This window comes from Phaeodactylibacter xiamenensis (genome assembly GCF_965229835.1).
Classification (GTDB): Bacteria; Bacteroidota; Bacteroidia; order Chitinophagales; family Saprospiraceae; genus Phaeodactylibacter; species Phaeodactylibacter xiamenensis.
On record NZ_OZ245931.1, the window covers coordinates 1,161,282 to 1,183,107 of the forward strand.

A 21,826-nucleotide genomic window follows, 5' to 3' on the forward strand; every position below is an offset into this window, starting at 1 on the left:
TTTTTAACCCCCTCACCCAAAATCCGCCTCCCAAAGCCGATACAGCAAATCACTAGCCGACAAATGAACCCGGTTAAGCATCGTTGTCTTCTCCTCATAGCTTATTACTCCCCTGGTGAAATCCTGCTTAAGGGTGTTGAGCTGAGCGAGCAAACTGATGACTTGTTGTTCGGTGTCTCGATTGCCAGACAGGTCTTTTTGAATGGACTCCAGCATCTTTAACGCATCTCCGGAGGAGAGGAGCCCTTTGTAATAACGTAAGCGTTCCTTTAATCCGGTTGCTCCTGTCGGCAGGACAGCTTCCTGGGGCAAAAACTTCTTGATCTTTGCGTTATGAATACCTAGCTTGGCTAACTGACCGGTATTCATCGCTATAATCAATTGGTTGGCTGCTGTTTCTTCCATCTCTACAGTCAGCAGTACACTGCCCCGCTCTTTGAGGAGGATATGGATCTTTTTGGATAAGCCCAGCGTTTGCTCCAATTCTTCAATGAGCCATATAATGTCCTCATTGGAGAAGATATCAAAATCAAAGGTCAGCTCTATTTCCATTTGCTGCCGGGAGTAGGAGGGGCCCTCCTGGTCTGCGGCTATTCTTATTTCTGCTACGTCAACGACTTTGGCGGTGCCTTTTCCATTGGGTTGCGGAAGGGTACGGATATTATCTGTGGTGGTGTCTCCCATACCATCGTCGAAGGTCTTGACGAACTCGACAATCTTGTCTGAAATCCGTTCTTCCGTGGCTTCGCTTTCGAAGAAGCCGGGGGGCTCTAATTGCATGTCCTCGATTACGGTGGGAAGGGGGCGCTTGCCGGTGTAAAGGTAATCTTTGACTGCCGTGAGCAGCTTATTGGGGTCGAGCTTTTCTGCACTGGCCAGGTCTTCAAAGGCAATTTGCTTTTCGGCTGTCCAGAAGTTATCGAAGGCGGTGGGGATGTCTTCTGCATCTGCAATCTTTGGCAGCTGCTGCTCGATGAACTTTTTAATAAGCTCTTTCTTGCTGTGCAGCTCGACTTCCCCGCCCAACAGGTCGTAGATCTCCTTCCGCTTCCTGGGTTGGTCTTTCTTTTTGGTTTTGTGCAGGTCGCCCAGGAGTTGGAGGATGTAGCCAACGTTGATCTCTACGCGCTGAATCAGCTCTACTTCAAAATCCAGGTCGTTGAGGATGGAGGTTTTCTGCTTGCTGCGGTCTTCCCGGACTTTGCGGTAAAGGTCGAGGTATTTGCTTTTGTAGTCGGCATATTCCTGTGGGTCGATTACAGGCTCCTCGTCCTGGCCGTATTCATCAAAGCCCGACATGATATTGTTGAGGCGGACGAGCTCCCGGAAGGCTTTGACAAATTCCGCTTCATCGGCTTCGGTTAGCAGCTCGTCTACGCTGCTGACTTCGGGTGCGATGGCTTTTAGTTGCTCCACCGCTTCTTCAAACTTCTCCTTGTAGTGCTCATAGGGCTCAAGAAGGATGTCCTCCACCGGCGTTTTGTTGGAGAACATCTTGATGGCATTATCTGTGGCTTTGCGCAGGTTGCGGAAGCAGTAAATGATGCCGTGGTGCTTCTTGGTGTTGATGATGCGGTTGGTACGCGAAAAGGCCTGAATCAGTCCGTGCTGTTTCAGGTTCTTGTCCACGTACATGGTGTTGACCTTCTTGGCGTCAAAGCCGGTGAGGAACATATTGACGACCAATAGAATGTCTATGCGGTGGGGATGGTGGACCGAGGCGAATTGCTCCTTCTCCCGGTTCTTGAGCTTCTGCCCAATGTCTTTGTAGTAATCGTAAAAGAGCTTGCTGTCTTTGGTCGAGAATTTGGTCTTGTACATCTTGTTGTAATCCGCAATGTACTCGTCGAGCTTGTCCCGGCTGTGGGAGTTGACGGGCTCTTTCTCGTCGAAGGCATCCATAGGGTCGGGGATGTTGCCTTCTTCCACATCCTGGTCTTCCTCGTTGGTGCGGTAGGAGAATATGGTGACAATCCGCAGGTCGTGTTGGCCTTCTTCTTTTTTCTTCTTGAAGAGGTCGTAATACTTGATCAGGATATCAATGCTGCTGACGCAGAAGATGGCGGAGAACAGCCGGTTTTGGGTCTTGCTGTCGTGGTTTTGAATGATAAAGTCCGTGACGGCTTCCAGCCTCGCATCGGCCTCCAGCACTTCCTTGGATTCAATGCCTTCTACCAGCACGTCGGGTTTGTCCTGATCTTCTTCTTTTTCCTTGAAGGTTTTGTAGTAGTCTACGGAGAATTTCAGCACATTCTCATCCCGGATGGCATCGGGTAGGACATACTGATGCAGCCGTTTGTCAAAGAGGTCTTTGGTTGTCCGTTTGCCGAGCTCATTGCGCACCGCGTTTTTGGCAAAGATGGGCGTACCGGTAAACCCAAACATCTGATGGGAATGGAAAAATTCCTTGATGCGCTTGTGGGTTTCTCCAAACTGACTGCGGTGGCACTCGTCAAAGATGAATACGATATGCTTGTCCTGAAGCGGGGCCAGTTGTTTTTTGTAGGCATTTCTGAGAATGGCCCGGTTGAGCTTTTGTATGGTGGTGACGATGAGATCATTCTGCTTGAAATCGCCGGTCTTGGGGTCTTTGTAAGTGTCGGTGAGCTGTTGTACCAGCACCTTGGTATTGTCTGAGCTGTCAACGCTGCCCCGCTGAAAGCCGTCAAACTCCCGTATGGTCTGACTGTCGAGGTCTTTCCGGTCAACTACGAAGACGACCTTATGGACTTTGGGCAGCTTGATCAGGATTTGGCTTGCCTTGAAGCTCGTGAGCGTTTTGCCGGAGCCGGTGGTGTGCCAGATGTAGCCGTTTTTGTCCGTGTCTTTCACCCGGTTGATGATGGCTTCCACGGCGTGGAACTGATACGGGCGCAGCACCATCAGCGTTTGCGTGGTTTGGTGCAGCACGATGTACTTGCAGATCATCTTAGACAGGTGGCACTTCTCCAGGAAGGCATCTGCAAAGTCGGTAAGCTGCGTGATCTTTTTGTTGTCGGTATCCGCCCAGTAATTGGTGAACTTGTAGGGCAGTACCCGCTCTCCGCTATTGGCGAGGTACTTGGTATTGACGCCGTTGCTGATGATGAAAAGCTGAACGTACTGAAACAACCCGTGGGACGACCAAAAGGAATGCCGCTTGTACCGGTTGATTTGGTTGAAGGCTTCTTTCATTTCCAGCCCGCGCCGCTTGAGTTCTATCTGTACGAGGGGCAGCCCATTGATGAGGAGGGTGACGTCGTAGCGGTTTTTGTAGGAGCCTTTGTCCATCGTGACCTGCCGCGTGACCTGAAATTGGTTGCGGCACCAATGCTCGATATTCAGCAGTTGCAGATAGCCGGTATCTCCATTGTCTTTGAGGTAGTCCAGCCGTTCGCGCAGTATCTTCGCCCGTTCGAATACGCCTCCTTTGTCGAGCTTGTTGAGGACTTGCTTGAACTCCTCCGCACTGAGGGAGACTTTATTGTGAATCTCCAGCTGCTTTTTCAAATTGGCCAGCAGGGCAGTCTCATCCGGTATGGGCACAAAGGAGTACCCAAGCGTGCTCGTCAGTTGTTGGACGAGCTTTTGTTCCAGTATTTCTTCGGACTCGGTATTGCTCATGGGGTATGCATCCTTTTAGCTGTTCTCTTTTCAAAATCCTTTAAACAAACATCTTCTCCTTGAGACCCCGCTCGTATCGAATCTGTAGTTTAAGTTGCTTGTCTAGAAGCTCTATTTTTCGATCTAGGCTACCTAAAAAGCCAAGTATTTTCTTCCTGTAAAAAGGAGACGGGACTTTTATTGGAAGATATCTAATATCATTCAAATAAATCATTGGCACTACATGACCAATTACCCTTCTCCTAAAATATGTACTATTGACCTCAATTAGATAAGCTAAATAGTCGATGGCAAAATTTTTATTAGGCTCTATTTCGCAGATAATATGCCCTTCTTCGTTCCCATACTTATCAAGCGTCAATCCTTTTTGTCCATAAATGAGTCTTGGAGCTTTGGCTTTCCGATTCCAGCTTTTTTGTAGCTTACATATAGCGCCTAAAGTGTCATCTTTCCAATCAACAAAACGGCTGCTGCCCTTAGATTCTAATGACATACACTGGAAATAAAAATACTCAGCCACGCCTTTTCTGTATCGGATAAACTGATTGATTTTGCTTTTAAGCTCATCGTTTCTCTTATCTAATGCATCAATAAAGTCATCGATAAGGTTTCCGTTCTCTTTTCTAAATTGATTGCCTAGGCTAGCTAATAAAGACTTTACTTGCTCTTTATCAAACCACTCCTTTTTCTTTTTCTTCACTAAGAAATGCCACAAATCCTCAAAGGCATTATACTGGAGAATCTCTATGCCACTTTTATTCCCTACTATGTAAAAGTGAATTGCTTCATTCCGCTTGAAGGCTAACTGTCTGAAGCTCTCTCCCCCGTTTTTTAGATCTAATTTCAAATCACTTTGAATCAGAGAAAGGCAATCCATAGCTGAAATCGTTTTAGCTTCTCCCTTGATTAGTTTTTCCTTATCAGGAGTCGACTTCTTACTCGGCTTTACCACAAGCTTCCAATCTTCCTGTGCAATGATTGCCTTTAATAATACTTCTATACCGCTCGAAAAGTGAATGATGGAATACTTGTAGTCTTTGTTCTCGAAATCTACAAGAGACTTTATAATGAAATCAATCCCGTTCTCAAATAGCTTTTGAGCAACATCTATCGGTGGGTTATATTTTTTTATTGGTTCCAACTATACGAACATCTTTTGGAGGAGGCCTTTTTTGAATTGTTGAAGCTGTTCGAGCTGGGCGTCTGCCTGATCAATTTTTTGATCAATAATAGCAAGAAAACTAGAAACTTTCGCTTGCTCTTGATGAGATGGTATGATTACCTTGACTTTATAAAAATCTTTTTCACTGATATTCAACAATCCATCCATCCTAGCAGAAGAGGAAATCATCTTTCTGAGCTGCCGATCTAAGTATTTATACAAAAAGAGCTGCTCAAAAAAGCCAGGAACACCGCTTGAAATCTTAAAACTTCTATACACAAATGGAACTAGAGCTTTATCGTAATTTTTGAGTCTGTATATGCATCCATATTGAAAACTCTTCGAGTTTCCACGATTGTAGGAGAACTCGTCTTTTTTGATTATATTATATTTACTGAGACTCGTTCCTGCTATTATCTTGCTAAATCTTTCCATCTGATTTAAAAAGCCATTTCCCGCTGAAATTGTCAAAATTGGGGCATCTAGGCCTTTTGCTTTTTTCTTTATCGGAGTTGCTATCTCCCCCAGTCGTTTCTCCTCCCACTCCGGAAACACCTCCCCATTTTCATCTTTAAACCGGATCTCCTGCTTAAAAATCCGCTGCATCACGCCTTTCTTGTACTGTTCCAGCAGGGCTTTCTTTTTCGTGAGCTGCTGTATCTTGCTGTCTACGGCGGTGAGGAAGGTGGCGATTTTTTGTTGTTCTTCTATTGAAGGTACTTTGAACTTCAGTTCTTCAAATGCTTTCTGACCAAGAGTCTTATTTCGCCCTGCTCCACCAGGAGATGCCAAACCGAGCAGGTGTTTTCCTCTTTTAGTCAAAAAGAAATATAGAATATAATCGAGGTCTAGAACTCCTTTGATTGGTTCATACATTGGGAATCTATGGGATGCTATCATCCCTACTTCCTTCTCAGTCGTTTTAGCAACAGCTTGTTCCCATGCAAAAACAATATTGACAATAAACATTCCTTCTTTGACCCAAAAAACTCTCTTGTTACCTATTGATTTACCTAAGATAGGCTCTTTATAAAAAATCCCTTTACCATGTGAGCGAATCCCTATCTCTTGGTATTCCTCATTTTCAACAACTTCAACTGAATCTGATACCCGGTTTACAATTTGCTGTACAGAAAGTGTACTCCAACCATCATTGAACTCTGGAAATCTCAATCTGGGCGCCATCTTTTTTTCTATCATTTATATGCTGTTAAAACGGCGTATCAATACCGAGCTCCTTACAAAATTGGGTAATCGTTTGATTCGTGGATTCCATCTCTGCATTCAGCTGCTTCAATGAGGCAGACACCTCCGCCAGATCAATCGGCTCCTCCTCCTCAAAGGTATCCACGTAGCGGGGGATGTTGAGGTTGTAGTCATTCTCGGCGATCTCCTCCAGGCTCGCCACGTAGCTGTATTTGTCTATTGTCTTCCGTTCCCGGTAGGTGCTGATAATCTTATCGACTTGTGCATCTGAGAGCAAGTTTTGGTTGGTAGCTTTTTCAAATTCCTGGCTTGCATCAATGAAGAGCACATTCTCACCTTCCTCCCGGCACTTTTTCAGCACCATGATACAGGTTGGGATACTTGTTCCGTAAAAGATATTGGCAGGCAGCCCGATCACTGCATCAAGGTAGTTGCGGTCTTTAATGATGTACTCCCGGATGTGCGCTTCGGAGGAACCCCGAAATAATGCTCCATGGGGCAGTACGCAAGCCATTGTACCGTTTTCGTGCAGGTGGTGAATCATGTGCTGCACGAAGGCAAAGTCGGCTTTGGTCTTTGGTGCCAGCTTTCCGTACTGACTGAAACGGTCGTCCGTCATAAAGACCTGGCTTTGAGACCAATTGGCGGAGAAGGGCGGATTGGCCACCACGGCTTCCGCCCGCAGGTCCTGATGCCGGGGAGCCGGGTTTTCCAGGGTATCATCGTTGTAGATGTCGAATTTGGAAAAATGCACATCGTGCAGGATCATATTCATGCGGCAGAGGTTGTAGGTCGTCGGGTTTTGCTCCTGCCCGTAGAAGTCGCCCACCTCCACCTCCCGGGCCACCCGCAGCAGCAGGGAGCCGGAGCCACAGGTCGGGTCATAGACGGAGCGAAGGCGGGTTTTACCAGTCGTCACAATCTGGGCCAGTATTTTGGACACCTGCTGCGGAGTATAGAACTCCCCCGCTTTCTTACCGGCCCCACTAGCAAATTCACCAATCAGGTATTCATAGGCATCCCCAAGCACATCGGCGTCGATCTCATCCAGTTTGAAGTCGATCTTGGCGAGGTTGCGCAGCACATCTACGATGATCTTATTCCGCGCCTTCACTGTACGCCCCAGCTTGGTAGAGTTGAGGTTGATATCCTCAAAGAGATTGATAAAGTCCTTTTCGCTCTCCGTACCCCGTGTGCTGTTTTCGATATGCCGGAGGATGTCCCGCAGGTCTTCCAGGATAAAGTTGTCGGACGTCTCTGCCTCTTCTTCATCCCCCTCTGCTTCACCATCCACATCCTGCCCCGCAGTGCCCCGCTCCACCAGGCTACTGAACAGCTCGGAAGGTTTTAGGAAATAGCCCAGCGTCTTCAGGGCTTTACTTTCCATCACTTCCAGGTACTTGTCGCCTTCCGCTGTCCCTTCCGGAATATCGGTATAGGACTTGATCGGTGCCCGTTCCAGTTGTTGGTTGGCAAAGTTGTGCATCTTCTCCGAAAGGAACTTGAAGAAGATAAAGCCAAGGATATAGTTGCGGTATTCGTCGGCATTCATTTTGCTGCGGAGGGCGTCCGCAATATTCCAGAGTTGCCGCTCCAGATGTTTTCTTTGTGATTCAGACATGGGTGTGTTATGTTCTTTTGAGTTCGTCGAGGGTTTTGCCGGCTTTGTTTTTCCAGGCTGTCCAGCCATTCACTGGCCTGCCCAGCACCACCATTCCAGCAGTGCTGGCGGAATTGAACAAATGGTCTTTTACAAATTGGAGCTTATCTTCTTTTGGGGTTAAAATTCCGTCGTTCAGTAGCTTCTCCCGAAGCGTAATAATATAATCATGGCAGGAGTTAGTGGTCTCCAACCTTGCATAAGAGCCGCTGTAAATAACAAACCCATCGTCATTCAAATCTCCCTCTGCCGTAATGCCGCTGCCTGAAATAGTGAAAATTTCATCATCTTCCCTTGCAGAGCGGGTAATGGGGTCAAATATTGGATAGCCCAGGGTAGAGAGGAGCATCTTTATGGTTTCGAAGTTATCCAGCAGGTCTGCTTCCACATGCTCCAGGATATGGGGGCGTTTAGGCGTATCGGCGTTTTCCAATTCATACCGATTTGCCGCTTTTGCCTCTTTTATAGCGGTGTGTTCTAAGTAATTGACATGCCCTTTGTTGAAGCTTTTGACCTGGGAGAAGAAGATGACGGCGTGGGTCCAAAATTCTTTGTTCCGGTTATGGCTTTTCAGTCTTTCAAAGCAGTTTTCCCCTTCCCCAATATAGGCTAGAGGTTTAGCTTTACTACTTGACTCCCCGAATAAGAAATAGATGCCAACATTCTTCACTTCATCTCTCTGCCCGGCAAGGTCAAACTTATTCCTGGGAAACAAGATCGCCTTCATCACCCTGTTGTTGATTTGGGCAATTTTGATGCCTCTCGGTGACCCATCGGGCAAAAAGATTAGTATGGACTGTGGTCGGTTCATTGATTCCAGGTTTAAGGTTACCCTGGATTTTTGGTGCTTTTCTAGCCTAATTCCGGAATTAGATTTCCAGCTAAAAGGGGCACTTTTCGTTCGCTAGCCGCTTTATTGTTGTGAAATGATACAAGCTCAGGCGTTAGCACACTTTATCCACTACTTCATTTTGGTAACCTGCAGGGCGTAATTTACTAAGCGCTGGGATAAAAACCGCGGATTGGGAAAGGAATTTGAGTAAGGATTACCAGTTTGGGCAGCAGATGGAGCACTTTGATTAATTCCCGGATAGGGAGCTAAAAAAGATATCGCCCCTTTTTTTGAAATGGATAGGAGGGAGTTGTTCCCCGGATTGATCAAATGTGCCTGCATAGAAGGAACCATGGTCAGGCTTTAATAGATCCTCAAGGGAAAGGTTTTCCAGAAAATCGTATTTATGCATGAGCCGCTTCATCTTTCCAAAGCAAAGGGCATTGTAGAATAGCAATTTCAACTCTGAAGTCGTCATTTGAGCCTGTATCAGGTTGGCGTACCTTTTATATTTACTTTGAATTTGTGCGCTTTGTTCTTCACTGGGAGCGGTAGAGGATAGTTCTTCTGCTTCTTTTTGCTCAATAAAATTGAGGATGTTGAATAAGTGCCGAAAATAATGCCCAAGCTGGTCATGATGCTGCTGGAAAATCTCTGCATAGGCAGCTACAGCAATATCTTTTGGAGATACCTGCATTCCTGTTTGCCTTCTTTTTGCAACCTCTTTGCCTGCTGAAGTGCCCATATTTGCTATGTTCATTGAAACTCCTTGTTCCAGTGTATTGTAACAGTTATGGAGTGCTGAAACGCGAAACTTGAAAAACGGCTTTCTCCTATCCTGGTCATAAAGCTCTTGTCTTATATCCTGTTGTACCTTCAACAAATTAAAAAAGGTGATCTCGAACTGCTGAAGTTGAAAGACCTCTTTGGTTTCGCGCATCTCCTCAATTTGAAGACTCAGCTCTTTACTCTGCATCCGAAGCGCTAAAACGAACAACAAGACTCCAGCCAACGACCAAAGAGAGCCTGTCACTCCACCAATAAAGTCACCGGTAGTTCCTGTAGCAGTTAGATCAATAGGTTCTCCGCCTTGAGCAATATGAAACAGAGGGGAGATTTTTATCAAAAACTGTATAGCGGCATAGCCTCCTATGCCAATTGACAGGATTGAAAAGCCAATTAGTATTGTTCCGAACAAACCATATTTATTCCAAAATTGGTTCCAACGATTGACCATCTTAGTTCTGATTTTGAGAAAAGAGTGCCAGCCTTCCAGCCAGCACTCTACATAAATGTAATTCTACGCCGTTAAAGCACATTCATAGTTTGGGTAATTATCACCTTTCTGGCGATTATTTTCCCATTGCATAGGTTGGAGGTTAGATAGATCATCAGTGCCACCTTTACTTGATGGCTTGATATGATCGATTTCCCAACCATTATTGACTTGCTTACCATAATGGTAACGATACATAATAGCACCACAAGCATCTTTCCGATAAAAGCTGGGATTTTCCCCAGGGATGACTTGACCCTTCTGCCAAACGGCCTCGACTTCACGGTCTGAAAATTTACTGCCAAACCGGTTAGTCCCCGGTTTTCTTAAAAACAAATTCATTTATTTAAGTATTGAAGTTACAGCCTTCGCATTGCTAACTAACGAAGAGGAAGGCACAATAAACTCCGGAGCCAATAAGAAGGGATGAGCGCTTTTAATACTGTAGATTAATCTCTACATTTGTTTATGTCAATAGTTGTTCGACGAGCAAGATGGGTGGTAAGCCCTCTGCGAGTCGCACACTCATCCAGTCCTCGTCAGGTGCTCAGCCTCGCGAGGATTTTTTTGTTTACCGTATTCAATTTTTTGTTTCATCGCAATTTATGCCCAAACATACAGCAAGGCAAGCAAAGTGTGGTAGTATTTTTCCACATATTGTTTATAACTCCCAGCTGAACTGTCTAAATGTTTTAAAAAACACCCCCTCGATAGTCCCGGTCGATTAAAAATTTGGCAAAGGGAGTTTCATTTGAGCATATTCACTTAGGAAGGGTTTGATTGTTGCTCAAAACTTGGCGCTACGCCTTGACTTTCTACTCTGTAGGTCGGGCTAAGCGCCGGGGCCACTCTGCTCCGTAGACTGGCTTCGCTATCGCTGAACTAGGGCCAACACCAAACAGAAACCGACGCGGCTGTAGCGGGACGTCGGGAGCCAGTAGCTGCGATAGGATACACGGCAGCGCTGCGGGTAGTTGTACCACGAGCCGCCGCGGAGCGCGCGGAACCGGGTCTCTTCATCATCGCAAAGCGGATCTTTCACGATACCCTGATCATAGCACTCCTTGTAAAAGGAATTAGAAAATTTATCCAAGCACCATCCCCATACATTGCCAGTCATATCGTGCAGTTGAAATCCGTTGGGGCGCTTAAGACCCACTGCTTTCGTTTCGCCATGACTATTTCCTCTATACCAGCCTATTTCCTTCAGTTGATCGCTCCCGGCGTATTCATAAGGCTCGCCACCACGAGCTGCATATTCCCATTCTGCTTCTGTGGGCAGCCGGTAGGCATACCCGGCAGGGCGGGTGAATTTCGTTGCATTATTCAGCTTTTGCAGGAAGGCCGGCGTGCCATTACCATCCTGATTCCCCTCCACAATATCGAGCCAGGACACCTGCTCTACCGGTCGGTTTTCCCCAATAAACCTGGAGGGGTTATTATTCACCCCCATCACCGCTTTCCAGAGCGCCTGCGTCACCGGGTATTCTCCGATGTAAAAAGGCGAAAGTTCTACTTGGTGGATGGGGCTTTCACTTTTTTCATTACTCCCCATCTCAAACACCCCACCCTCCAAATACCGCATCCGAAAAGCACACCCATTCACCGCCTCCCTATGATATCTTGCCTTTTGCTCCATACTCTCATTTTTCCAAATTTCCGCTCAGCCAGCCTTCTGCACTCCATCGGCCACGGCTATACCGACGACGAAGGACTTTGGGACCAAATATGACTTCGTGTCGGCATAAACTCGTGCGTCGGATTTGTGCGTTACGCCCAAAACTCTCCGTTCCGAGTTTAAGCGCAGTGGCCATTCCGCTCCGTAGGCTGGCTTCGCTACCGCTGAACAGGGGCCAACACCAAACGAAAACCGACAAGGCTGTAGCGGAACGCCGGGTGCCTGGAAAAGCGATAGGATACACGGCAGCCCTGCGGGTCGTCGTCCCACGAGCCACCACGGCCCACGCGGAGCCGGGCCTCTTTATCATCGCAAAGCGGATCTTTAACGATACCCTGATCATAGCACTCCTGATAAAAGGAATCAGAATATTTATCCATACACCATTCCCTTACATTACCACTCATATCATACAGTTGAAAACCGTTCGGACGCTTCAGGCCCACTGCTTTCGTTTCGCCATAGCTATTTCCCCAATACCAGCTTACCTCTTTCAATTGATCGCTCCCGGCGTATTCATAAGGCTCGCCACCTCGTGCTTGACCGCTACCGTAGGCTGCGTCCATACGGACTTGCCGGCTGCCGCGAGCTGCGTACTCCCACTCCGCTTCTGTAGGGAGCCTATGAGCATATCCTTTGGGGCGCGAGGCTTCCGTCCATTCATTGAGCTTTTGCAAAAAAGCAGGCTGACCATCGTTATCCTGATTTCCTTTCACGATATCGATCCAGGATACTCGCTCTACCGGGCGATCATCACCAATAAACTGAGAGGGGTTATTCTCTGCCCCCATCACTGCTTTCCAGAACGCCTGCGTCACGAGGTATTCTCCGATGTAAAAGGGCGAGAGTTCTACTTGGTGGATGAGTCTTTCACGGCTTTTATTACTCCCCATATCAAATATACCGCCAGGCAGGTAGCGCAGGCGGAAGGTATGCTTGTTGATGGTTTCGGTATGATAGTCTCCCTCTTTTGGCATCCGGTATTAGAATTTTAGTAGGCCGCCAGGGACTTGCAGGGGCTGTATTGCAAAGTCTTCTTCTCCTCTCACCACCATGCCATCGCGTTTTTCAATCCGGAAGCCATCTTTGTCTTTTTTCCAAAATTGGAACCACTGTTTTTTGTTATAAAGCACTTGTGCCGCCCGACAGGCAAAGACAAACGACTGCTCTCCTTCTGCCTTTAGGCTAAAACTATTGCCTTGCTTGCGCTCCACACCGGCATGGGCGTCTACGATTTCATTGACGGCTACCTCTAATTTACCTTGATCTTCGCGCTGACAGTTGATGGTGACGGTAAACTGATTGCTACGCAGTACGGAGGTCAGTACATACAGCTCTCCATCTTGCAGCCGCTCCACCGAACGCTCAAAGCCTTTTTGCTTAGGTAGCGATCCTGCCAGAAAATTATCCAGTGCTTGCTCGCTGACCCGCTCTTCTTCGATGTTTTCGTAGGCGAAGGACAAGATCAATCCTCTCATTCCGCTTAGGCTGGCTTGTAGCTTGTCTTCTTTTTGCTGAAAAAACTTGAAGAGGCCACTCAACAAGTCTGCGCCCGCTGACCAATCGGTTTGAAGCAGCTGTTGCCCGCTGAAATCCGGAAGTTGGCGCTCTTTTAACGGAAACGGTGACTCATCTTTTTCGAATAGGTCTAGCAGTAACCCATCGTACTCTTCTAAATGCCCTTTGTGCTCAGTGAGCAAGTGAAGAGGAGCCAAATCAGGCTTCGGCAGCGCTACAAACAAGTAGCCTTGCTCTTCCAGATGGGATTGCAGGTATTTCATCATTGAGGCTTGTTTTTAATGAGTTCTGGAATTTCGTGAATGGGGAATTGGTAGCCATCTGCTGGATACTTTTTCCGCTTTATTGCCGTTTGGGCTACCCGGTGAGCGAAAGCGATGTCTTTGTCATTGAATAGCATTTTGTAGAAATCTCTGGTATATACAACGGCTGCTTCATCGGGAAAGAAATCTTTGGTAACCACTACGTGGTCAGCAAACTCAGCAATCGCCTGGCCGTAGGGCGCAGAATTGCAACAGGATAAAATGACCGTCTCTATTTTTCCCTTTCCATCCGGGTCACTGATGTAGGTTTCAACGATGTCCTTAAAATCTTCAGCGGAAACAGGCTCCGGATCACCAATAGCATTTTCAAAGTACAGTCCTTTCGACTTGGAGCTGTGCAGGGAGAAATGGAGAATGTCGGGTTGATACTTGGTGAGTATATGCAGAAGGTCATCTGTCTCCACACTGGTTTTAATGACTGGCTCTTCGTAGTTGTCCCGATTGTCTGCCAATTGCCGGGCTTCTTCTATGTGCTTGAAGTCTTGCCCAAAATCCAACAGGTTTTTGCCTTTGGGGCTGGAACAGATAAAGAGGATTTTCTTTTTGCCACTATCCGGTCCCGGAGAAGGTGGCGCAGTTGGAGGAGGAGTAGGTGAACCGGCTTCCCGGTCCGCTTCCCCGGCCAAGTCTAAAATAGCAGCTACGATTTGATTTCGTTCAAGGTTCTGCTCTGAATTTGACAGGATACCCATTCGGCTATCCCTTTGAAGCTTGCTGTAGCGGCTTTCTAGCCCTAATACTTCTGCTGATAAACTTGCTGGCACCAAAGCTTTCAAAGCAGCTATAGCATCATCAATTCGACTGCGGGCCACTAGCGCCCTTACCTGATCTACTGTTGGCATATCCTGGTGTTGTTTTTTAGTAGGAGACTGCTCCCAAAGGAAGCAAAAAGTATCAGTATGTAGTTTTTGCAGGAATCGCTGCCCCAGCCACTCTTCACCGTCAAATCCTTCTACCACAAAGTCGAGGCTTTTCAAAAACTTGGCGTTCTTAAAATCCTCGTTGAGGCTTTCGAGTGTTGAGGCGACCATCCCATAAAGTACAGCAAGGTCTTCGCCGTAGAGCGAAAGATTGACAAAATGATTTTGCCAGTCTTCTTTGATGTGCCCGTAGGCATTGGTGTCGGGATGGTGGACCACTACGTTGTCTTTCCACATCAAGCCCCGGTAGATGTGATCCTTAAGCCGCACCATCAGCTTATTGACGGTACCCGCAGGCAGGAAAGGCTGAAAGGCAAAACGCAGCTTCAAAGGCGATGCCTCTTGTGGCAATAACCCTTCATAATCTGGAGCTTCTTTTTCAAGTAAGGCTGGGATGACAAACTCTTGCTCCCGGTAGGCATTCTCCTTTACATACGCCAGGTCATAGGCTTGCAAAAGTTCCAGCAACTTTTCCCTTTCTGGTTCGGAATAATGGCTCCAGATTTGCTTTTCAAACCGCCATTGAGGTACGGGGTTGCGCTCTCCGCTGTCGATCACCTCAAAGACCGCCTGCTTCACCCAATTCGGATTGAGAATGATCCAGTCCTTAAGCTTTTCGTACTCGCCAAAGTAGATGACCGTCCCGATTCTGTCCAGGATGCGGAGCCATGCACGGGCTTCTTTTTCATCCAGGCGGTTTTTACACACCTCAAGGTAGTCCTGATAGGTGATATGCTGCTCTGCTTGCCGTCGCTGCAACGCTTCCATAACCCAGAGCCAGTCTTCATTGTACTGATCGCGGAAGATGCCCTGGCCTACCTTTGGCAACACTCGAGGAATGGCCTTTCGCAAAGCCTCAAAATTGGTCAATTCCTTACAGCTGATCGCGTGGAATTCCTCCACATTCCCAAAACGGTTGTGCGCCCTTTGGTCAATATCCATCCGCTCTTTATCGATCTTGTTCACTATGTGGATGACCGGGCTGGAACGCTTCTGTTCCCGGTCGTAGCTCAGGGCATGCACCAGTGACATCCAATAGTCAAAGGCGACGTAGCTTTCCTTTTCCTCTGGCGTATCATCACAGGCCGTCACAAACAGGTACAAAGATTGCGGGCTAAAGAAGAGCTGCTGAACCTCCCGGTATTTCCCCTGCCCCCCAAAGTCCCAGATATTGAGCTGGAAGTCAATAGGTTCATCCAAGCCTGTCAAATCCTGAGGCAGCTGCTTGAGTTCATAGGGGACAATATCCAAACCAGCAGTGCGGTCCTTTTTCTCCGGCAGAGGTGCTTTCGGGTCTAGCAGTTTTATACGAATAGACGTTTTCCCTACTTCCCCGTTCCCCACCAAGATCATCTTTGCCTGATGCAGGTATTCCCTCTTTTCCTCATCGATTATAGAAAGCAGGTACTGCCGCACATCCTCCACCGAATTATGGCGTTCACCGCTACCCCGGATCGTTTCCGGGATATTCTCGATGGGGTTACCTTCCAGGTAAAGCGTTTCCAAGCCTTCCGGCAGCAAGAACTTTTCCGGCCACTGCTTTAACTGGTTGCCTTCCAGGTCCAGTACAATAAGCTTCGACAGCTTACCACCGATTTGTAGCTCCTGTATACCACTCTTGTACAAATACAGGTATTGTAATGCTTCAAACCCGCTCGGCAGCTCCAAACTAGACAGCCCCTCATTCCCACTCAAGTCCAGCCACCACAGCTTGGGGCAGGCAGAGGCAAAAGAAAACGCTTTCAGCCTGGAGCGGCTTGCATCCAGTTTTTGCAGGGCCGGGCAGTCCGGTAGGTGCAGTGCCTGTATGCCGCTATCGCTGAGGTCGATTTCTTCCAATTGGGGCATAGCTCCGGCAAATTCCAGCGTCTGTAGTACTTTATTATCTGCAAGGTTGAGCAGCTGCAGTTGCTGCAATGACTCGGGTAAATGCAGGCTCGAGAAATCATTTTCCGCCAGGTACAAGCCCTGTAAGCCTGACAGTTCCGGTGCTTCCAGAAAGCTGGTATCTTGCAAGCCCAGCGTGCGCAGCTTCAGACCGGTAAGTGTACCGTCTTTTAACCAATACTGACTATTGTCCTTATCCTTGCGCCCGTAGCGCATGAATGCGTTGAGGTCGGGCGCATCAGATGGAGCGATGGGGATGCGGAGTTGTTGCTCTAGTTTTGCGATGATAGCGGGCTGGGGCATAGGATTACTATTGACATTGATGGAAACTCAAATATAAAAAAGCTTTCGATATCCATTCTGCTTCAATAGTTGATTCCAAATTTTCGCTCCGCTGAACTGAGCCAACACCAAACGAAAACCGACGTTGTAGCTGCGGATTGTCGAGCGCCCATCGCCACGAAAGGACGTACGACAGAGCCGTGGGTAGCCGTCCCAAGAGCCGCCACGGTAGGCGTGGTATTGGGTCGAATCAGGCCCCTGAGGGTCTTCTAGTATGCCCTGTTTTTTACAGGACCCATAGTAATCACTATCGAACCAGTCTTGGCACCATTCAAATATATTTCCACTCATATCGTGCAATCCCAATTCATTTGGTTCCCGAAGACCAACAGGCTTGGATTCTCCATGACTGTTTAAATCGCTCCATCCCGCCTCTTTCAATTGATCGCTACCGGCATATGCAGAGTACGGCCCCGCTGCCTTTGGTTCGTTGGTTTTAAAAAACGACTGCACCTGTTCTGACGAAAGCGCAGTTCTATGCCCACCTTTTGCAGCGTATTCCCACTCTGCTTCCGTTGGTAATCGGAATCCAAAGTTTTTCAAAGCTCCCTCTGCTACCGGATACTGTGTATTCAACCGGGACAGAAAGCTTTGCGATACTTCATCATCTTGCCCTACCTCTACAATCTCCTGCCAAGAGATTTGCTCTACGGGACGTTTATCTCCAACAAAGTGGGAAGGGTTGTGCCCATTCATAACTACTTTCCAGACTGCCTGAGTAACCGGGTATATACCGATGTAGTAACCTTGGGTAATGCGTACCAAATGTTCGGGTTTTTCCCGAGCATAAGCTTCCTCTCTTTCGCTGCCCATCACAAACACGCCCGGGCCTACCCGTACCATATCGTAGTACAAGCCGTTGGGGAGGGGGTGGCGGTAGGAATCGGGGTAGATGTGGGACATAGCGCTTGGTTTTGAATTGGAAAGATAGATATCTTTTTTATTCTGTATCGCTTTAGCACTTTTCATATAGGAAGATGTCTTCCAAGCCTTCTGCTCATGGAACTGAAGTCAATGCCGCTCAAATGTCCTTGAAAGATACAGATGAGGTGTAATGTCCACCACCATAGGTTAGAAATTTATCGGCAGTCCGTAACATTGATACCGGGAATCCGTATACCCCTTTTATACCTAAACAAAGCGAAACCACAAAAATGAACTACGAAGCGCTAGTATTTTATCTACCGTATGGATTGTTAGCTGGATGGTTTGTATTCTCCCTATTTTATCTGATTAAGGCAAACTGGTATCCCGAAAAAGTTAACTCCTACCTATTACAAGGCGTTCCCGGTCTATTCACAACCATAGGCGTTTTTGGAACTTTCCTTGGCATAGCAATTGGTCTGAATGATTTCCAGGTGGATGATATCCAAGGTAGTATTACAGAACTGCTTAATGGAATGAAGCTAGCATTCCTGACCTCCATTATCGGAATCTTTTTATCCTTTGTTTCAGGTTTGTTTATGAGGAGCATACTGCATTCAAAAGGCGATGCAATAAGGCTTCCTACTTCTGAAGAATCCCGGCGATTAGAGGTCTTAAGAGTGGAAGCGGAAAAGCAGCATACATTATTGGAGGCGATATCAAAAAGTCTATCTGAGAACCAAAGGACAATCAAGGAAACAAATGCCGATTCAACTCAAAAACTTCTAAAAGAGATTCAGGATACAAATAAACATCTTATTGAAGCTTCTGAACAGTCGAATAAAAATACCGAGGCGATGGTTAAATCACTGAACGAGAACCATCAACTCATGCGGGATAAATTCACCGAATTTAGCGAATTGATGGCGCAGGCGAATACAGAGGCGCTCCGTGAGGCAATGGAGAGACTGGTTAAAGACTTCAACGATATGTTCAGTGACCTAATCACCAGCCTCGTCAATCAAAACTTCAAGGAACTTAATGAAAGTGTACAGTCGCTCAATAGCTGGCAACAGGAGAACCGTCAACAGGTGGATACCCTGTACAACAAGCTCGACCTCCTGTTGAACCGTACCGATCAATTTACACAGGCGATAGAGGAAAAAGTACCTCTGGCTGTATCACAGTTGGATCAAACGGCAGGCTCACTGCAACGTATGTCTGAGCATGTAGCTGCTATTTCAAGTTCAGAGGGTGAGCTACAGGAAATTCTGAACGCACTGAAAACGGTAATGATAGAAGATGAACGTTTTGTTCAGTTAGGAGATATGGTAACGTCTTCTGTCAATCGTCTTTCAGCAACTTCAGAAAGGCTGGCGGGTGCAGAGAATGCGCTAGCGACTACTACGAACGCGCTAAATGATATTAATTCCTGGCACTATGCCAATCGCGAAGCAGTTGGAGCTCTTGTTGACCGACTAAGCGAAGTTGTTGGTTCTCTGTCTCAAACCGATAGCACCCTTTCAAACATAAGCGGATTAATCAGCCAGTTGGTAGATTCTGAGAGTCAGTTAGCACAAATTTTGACAGAGCTGGAAAATGTGGCACTTGGAGATGGTCAGTTTCAGCAGCTTATGAATAAAATCAAGGATACAGCAACTTTGATGGAAAATGCTTCCAAAAATGCCGAGGAGGAACAAGCCATAATTACAGAATGGCTGCAACGAGAACAAAGTTTGCATAATGCTATGCAATTGTTCAATAGCGCAATAGCAGCCTTGAATTCCCATCTGGCTAATCTTGAAAGAATCAAAATGGAAGAGTGGCAAATCCTGGACAATTCATTTGACAAGCGCATTACAACTGCATTAGACAAAAGCTTCGAGAACCTTGATAGACTAATTATGGAGTACGTGCAATATATCGAGAGCAACAAAACAATTGAGATAACTGTACAAAATCAAAATTAAGGATGAGGAACCTATTCAGTGAAGAACAGCAGTGGGTTTCGATATCGGATATCATGGCAGGGCTTATGATCATCTTTATGTTTATTGCTGTAGCCTATATTCTTGAGGCACAAAAAACAACCAAAGTCGTTGATGATATTGCGAAGACACTAAAGATATCAAAGGATTCACTTCAGTTCGTCTTAACACAAGTGGTGGAAGAACATGACCGCCTTAAAAACCGACAGGATTCTGTAGCGAAAATCATGGGCAACTACAGGAATATGCACAAAGAAGTATATCACCTTTTGCGAGATAAACTGGGGGACGATCTCGACGAATGGGGTGCATTACTTGATAGCACAACATTAACCATTAGCTTTCAGGAGCAAAAGGCAAAATTCTATCCAAGTGAAGCGACCATGCTACCTGATTTCAAAGCAGTACTTAATGAATTTATTGAAAAGTACATCAGTCTGCTAGTTGATGGAGGGTATTGGAAAGAAATAAAGGAAGTCAGAATTGAGGGGCATGCCTACAAATCGAATGAACCTTTTTTGACCATTTTGAAGGGATCACAGGATAGAGCCAGGGTAATCTTAAATAAGGTACGTACCCACCCCACTTATAAAGCATTACCTGACAGTATAAAGGGGGAGCTGGACTTTAAAATGACTACTACCGGGATGGGGTATACACGAATGATTGATATGAACGGCCGCTTTGTGCATAACTCTAATGAAGCACCCTGCCCGGCATGCTCCCGACGAGTAACTTTTTCAGTTGTGACAACCAATGAAGAAGTGGTGATGAAGCTAAATAATCTTTTCAACGATGAATGAGTACGATTTTAGAAATGGTAAGTTCGACACCTACTTGGGGGAACTAATTGGATCGACTCGAGAGGCTCAGGAAGCTCTGGTGATTCGGGGGGCAAGTCCCTCCTTCGATGCTGGCATGACCGGTGCAGGTGTTGTCCTAGATCATGGAGCCTACTTTCTTGCTTCCGGGAATCAGCGTTACCGGTCCTTTTTATAGGCTCTTCGCCATATTTAGTGGATTTTCAAATCAAGTCCTCCGAGTTTGAAATAGATCATCAGGATGAAATTGTGTGGGTTCCGATAGCCTCTGGCAATTCTCTTTATTTCCTGAATCTTTAGGTTCACCCCTTCAGCGAAAGCATTATTTGCCAATCTTTTGAAGTAGGTCTTAATACCGTACCAATGGTCATGGAGCATATTGACAAACTCCTGGATGGGCTTGATCCCGCTGTCCCAAGCCATCTTTATCCACTCATTGAGCGGCTTGAGGCGCTTGGTGAACTGAGCCGCATCGAAAACTTCCCGGAATAGCTCTTTGAGCCGGTAGGCCTGGCCTAGATTGGGGAATGCTTCTTTTAACAAGTCCAGGCGTTGTTGCTGCTTTTGAGATAACTTGCTGGCATTGCGCAGCCATAAATACCGGCTGTGCTTGAGCGCCTCCTTAAACTGCTTTTGTTCTGCTCTTCGAATAGTATCAATAGCTTCATTAAGCTTTTTGACTAAATGAAAGCGGTCAAAAACCATCTCGGCTTGTGGAAGGTAGGACTCACAGGCCGCGATATAGGAGCGTGACATATCTAGAGTCACTGACCGTACTGTAGCCCTGTCTGCGCCACGTGCTTCCATATCGATAAGTGCTTGGCCTACAGCTTTTTGGTCTTTGCCCCGAGATACGCCTACTACCTTTTTAGCTTGCCGGTCACATAGGATGGTCAGGTAGTTGTGCCCTTTCTTTCGTGAGGTCTCATCGACAGACAGGTCCTTGACCGTTCTTAGCTCCTGAGTAGCCAAAGCGTTGCTTACATGGCGGCCCACTATACGGCTAGCTATACGGGAATCAAAGCTGTAGTGGCGGCCAACTGCAGAGGCGCTCATCCCTTTATCCATAAGCTTTAGAACGTCAAGCTCAAACAAAAGGGTAAAGGAGCTGCCCGGCTCAGCCCAGGGCACAGCTACCAGGCGTACCTCTCCTGACTCCGTCTTCACCCGCGGCACACGTGCGTGCAGATAGCAGTCATGTTGGAAAAAACGCAGATGCCGCCAACTCCGCAATTGATGATCGTGCACAGGGCACAGCTCGCCCTCGTACTCAAATTTGACCCGCTTATGGTGGTCTACTTCGATATGGAGTTCCTTTTCTCCCTGTGCTGTATCTCGAAAGTCAATTTTCTTGATATACCAAGGTGATTTTAGCGCTAAGGCTGCTGCAAATAGTTCGGTGTCTTTCATCTGCTAAAAATACGAAACCCACTATTAATGGCGAAGAGCCTTTTTATATCTAAAAAGGTCAAGAGTTGCTAGTTATGGCCTACCTAAACGACACTATTTTCAATGTGAAAAAGTAAAAGGGGGATTACCCTACGTGCCCTCGAATCAGGATTTAGTAAACATCACCTGCAGTGAAACATTTGAATTTTACAAAAAAGTTTCCCTTGATGTTTGCGGATACTGCGAATCTATTTTCAAGGAAAAGACAGCTAAAGATTTGACTGGAAAAAGTTTTGCAGATTTTATTCTTGATATGGAAGAATCAGAAGACAAGGAAACCCGAACTGACAAAAATGG

General features: G+C 46.7%; 15 protein-coding genes. 2 read left to right on the forward strand and 13 right to left on the reverse strand.

The window, feature by feature from the left end; all coding sequences use genetic code 11:
- Nucleotides 1-12 precede the first annotated feature (12 nt).
- The 12 genes from ACO08I_RS04295 to ACO08I_RS04350 all read right to left on the reverse strand — a co-directional run bounded on the left by ACO08I_RS04295 (nt 13) and on the right by ACO08I_RS04350 (nt 17,310).
- Nucleotides 13-3,603 carry a type I restriction endonuclease subunit R, EcoR124 family gene (locus ACO08I_RS04295; RefSeq protein ID WP_421948591.1) on the reverse strand — a complete coding sequence of 1,197 codons (3,591 nt, stop codon included), beginning with the start codon at nt 3,601-3,603 and terminating at the stop codon, nt 13-15.
- A 40-nt stretch (nt 3,604-3,643) separates the two neighbouring features.
- Complete coding sequence (locus tag ACO08I_RS04300) at nt 3,644-4,744, reverse strand: hypothetical protein (RefSeq protein WP_421948592.1); 1,101 nt, start codon at nt 4,742-4,744, stop codon at nt 3,644-3,646.
- Nucleotides 4,745-5,965, reverse strand: coding sequence for a restriction endonuclease subunit S (locus ACO08I_RS04305; protein ID WP_421948593.1), 1,221 nt, complete (start codon nt 5,963-5,965; stop codon nt 4,745-4,747). It abuts the gene before it with no gap.
- Between the two features lie 10 nt (nt 5,966-5,975).
- Nucleotides 5,976-7,592 (reverse strand): type I restriction-modification system subunit M, encoded by a 1,617-nt coding sequence (locus ACO08I_RS04310; protein WP_421948594.1) that lies wholly within the window; start codon nt 7,590-7,592, stop codon nt 5,976-5,978.
- 7 nt (nt 7,593-7,599) lie between these two features.
- Complete coding sequence (locus tag ACO08I_RS04315) at nt 7,600-8,442, reverse strand: GIY-YIG nuclease family protein (RefSeq protein WP_421948595.1); 843 nt, start codon at nt 8,440-8,442, stop codon at nt 7,600-7,602.
- Nucleotides 8,443-8,710: 268 nt separating this feature from the next.
- Nucleotides 8,711-9,700: a putative phage abortive infection protein gene (locus tag ACO08I_RS04320; RefSeq protein ID WP_421948596.1), complete on the reverse strand. Its 990-nt coding sequence runs from the start codon at nt 9,698-9,700 to the stop codon at nt 8,711-8,713.
- Nucleotides 9,701-9,763: 63 nt separating this feature from the next.
- Nucleotides 9,764-10,081 carry an HNH endonuclease signature motif containing protein gene (locus ACO08I_RS04325; RefSeq protein ID WP_421948597.1) on the reverse strand — a complete coding sequence of 106 codons (318 nt, stop codon included), beginning with the start codon at nt 10,079-10,081 and terminating at the stop codon, nt 9,764-9,766.
- A 529-nt stretch (nt 10,082-10,610) separates the two neighbouring features.
- Nucleotides 10,611-11,378, reverse strand: coding sequence for a formylglycine-generating enzyme family protein (locus tag ACO08I_RS04330; protein WP_421948598.1), 768 nt, complete (start codon nt 11,376-11,378; stop codon nt 10,611-10,613).
- Between the two features lie 197 nt (nt 11,379-11,575).
- Nucleotides 11,576-12,394, reverse strand: a complete 819-nt coding sequence (locus ACO08I_RS04335; protein ID WP_421948599.1) for a formylglycine-generating enzyme family protein — start codon at nt 12,392-12,394, stop codon at nt 11,576-11,578.
- 6 nt (nt 12,395-12,400) lie between these two features.
- Nucleotides 12,401-13,201 carry a hypothetical protein gene (locus ACO08I_RS04340; RefSeq protein ID WP_421948600.1) on the reverse strand — a complete coding sequence of 267 codons (801 nt, stop codon included), beginning with the start codon at nt 13,199-13,201 and terminating at the stop codon, nt 12,401-12,403.
- Complete coding sequence (locus tag ACO08I_RS04345) at nt 13,198-16,368, reverse strand: COR domain-containing protein (RefSeq protein ID WP_421948601.1); 3,171 nt, start codon at nt 16,366-16,368, stop codon at nt 13,198-13,200. Before ACO08I_RS04345 ends, ACO08I_RS04340 begins: the two co-directional genes overlap by 4 nt.
- A gap of 27 nt (nt 16,369-16,395) precedes the next feature.
- A complete protein-coding gene (locus ACO08I_RS04350; RefSeq protein ID WP_421948602.1) occupies nt 16,396-17,310 on the reverse strand; it encodes a formylglycine-generating enzyme family protein in 915 nt (304 codons plus the stop codon).
- Between the two features lie 251 nt (nt 17,311-17,561).
- On the opposite strand from ACO08I_RS04350, the gene ACO08I_RS04355 reads away from it, so the two are divergent.
- Complete coding sequence (locus tag ACO08I_RS04355; protein ID WP_421948603.1) at nt 17,562-19,241, forward strand: MotA/TolQ/ExbB proton channel family protein; 1,680 nt, start codon at nt 17,562-17,564, stop codon at nt 19,239-19,241.
- Nucleotides 19,242-19,243: 2 nt separating this feature from the next.
- Nucleotides 19,244-20,062 (forward strand): hypothetical protein, encoded by an 819-nt coding sequence (locus tag ACO08I_RS04360; protein WP_421948604.1) that lies wholly within the window; start codon nt 19,244-19,246, stop codon nt 20,060-20,062.
- Nucleotides 20,063-20,272: 210 nt separating this feature from the next.
- On the opposite strand, the gene ACO08I_RS04365 is transcribed toward ACO08I_RS04360, so the two are convergent.
- Nucleotides 20,273-21,490, reverse strand: a complete 1,218-nt coding sequence (locus ACO08I_RS04365; RefSeq protein WP_282777646.1) for an ISL3 family transposase — start codon at nt 21,488-21,490, stop codon at nt 20,273-20,275.
- Nucleotides 21,491-21,826 lie beyond the last annotated feature (336 nt).

What these genes read in the sequence shown, in the direction of transcription:
- ACO08I_RS04295 (WP_421948591.1), bottom strand. Translation starts at nt 3,603, where the DNA reads ATGAGCAATACCGAGTCCGAAGAAATACTGGAACAAAAGCTCGTCCAA.
- ACO08I_RS04305 (WP_421948593.1), bottom strand. Translation starts at nt 5,965, where the DNA reads ATGATAGAAAAAAAGATGGCGCCCAGATTGAGATTTCCAGAGTTCAAT.
- ACO08I_RS04310 (WP_421948594.1), bottom strand. Translation starts at nt 7,592, where the DNA reads ATGTCTGAATCACAAAGAAAACATCTGGAGCGGCAACTCTGGAATATT.
- ACO08I_RS04315 (WP_421948595.1), bottom strand. Translation starts at nt 8,442, where the DNA reads ATGAACCGACCACAGTCCATACTAATCTTTTTGCCCGATGGGTCACCG.
- ACO08I_RS04320 (WP_421948596.1), bottom strand. Translation starts at nt 9,700, where the DNA reads ATGGTCAATCGTTGGAACCAATTTTGGAATAAATATGGTTTGTTCGGA.
- ACO08I_RS04325 (WP_421948597.1), bottom strand. Translation starts at nt 10,081, where the DNA reads ATGAATTTGTTTTTAAGAAAACCGGGGACTAACCGGTTTGGCAGTAAA.
- ACO08I_RS04330 (WP_421948598.1), bottom strand. Translation starts at nt 11,378, where the DNA reads ATGGAGCAAAAGGCAAGATATCATAGGGAGGCGGTGAATGGGTGTGCT.
- ACO08I_RS04335 (WP_421948599.1), bottom strand. Translation starts at nt 12,394, where the DNA reads ATGCCAAAAGAGGGAGACTATCATACCGAAACCATCAACAAGCATACC.
- ACO08I_RS04340 (WP_421948600.1), bottom strand. Translation starts at nt 13,201, where the DNA reads ATGATGAAATACCTGCAATCCCATCTGGAAGAGCAAGGCTACTTGTTT.
- ACO08I_RS04345 (WP_421948601.1), bottom strand. Translation starts at nt 16,368, where the DNA reads ATGCCCCAGCCCGCTATCATCGCAAAACTAGAGCAACAACTCCGCATC.
- ACO08I_RS04350 (WP_421948602.1), bottom strand. Translation starts at nt 17,310, where the DNA reads ATGTCCCACATCTACCCCGATTCCTACCGCCACCCCCTCCCCAACGGC.
- ACO08I_RS04355 (WP_421948603.1), top strand. Translation starts at nt 17,562, where the DNA reads ATGAACTACGAAGCGCTAGTATTTTATCTACCGTATGGATTGTTAGCT.
- ACO08I_RS04360 (WP_421948604.1), top strand. Translation starts at nt 19,244, where the DNA reads ATGAGGAACCTATTCAGTGAAGAACAGCAGTGGGTTTCGATATCGGAT.
- ACO08I_RS04365 (WP_282777646.1), bottom strand. Translation starts at nt 21,490, where the DNA reads ATGAAAGACACCGAACTATTTGCAGCAGCCTTAGCGCTAAAATCACCT.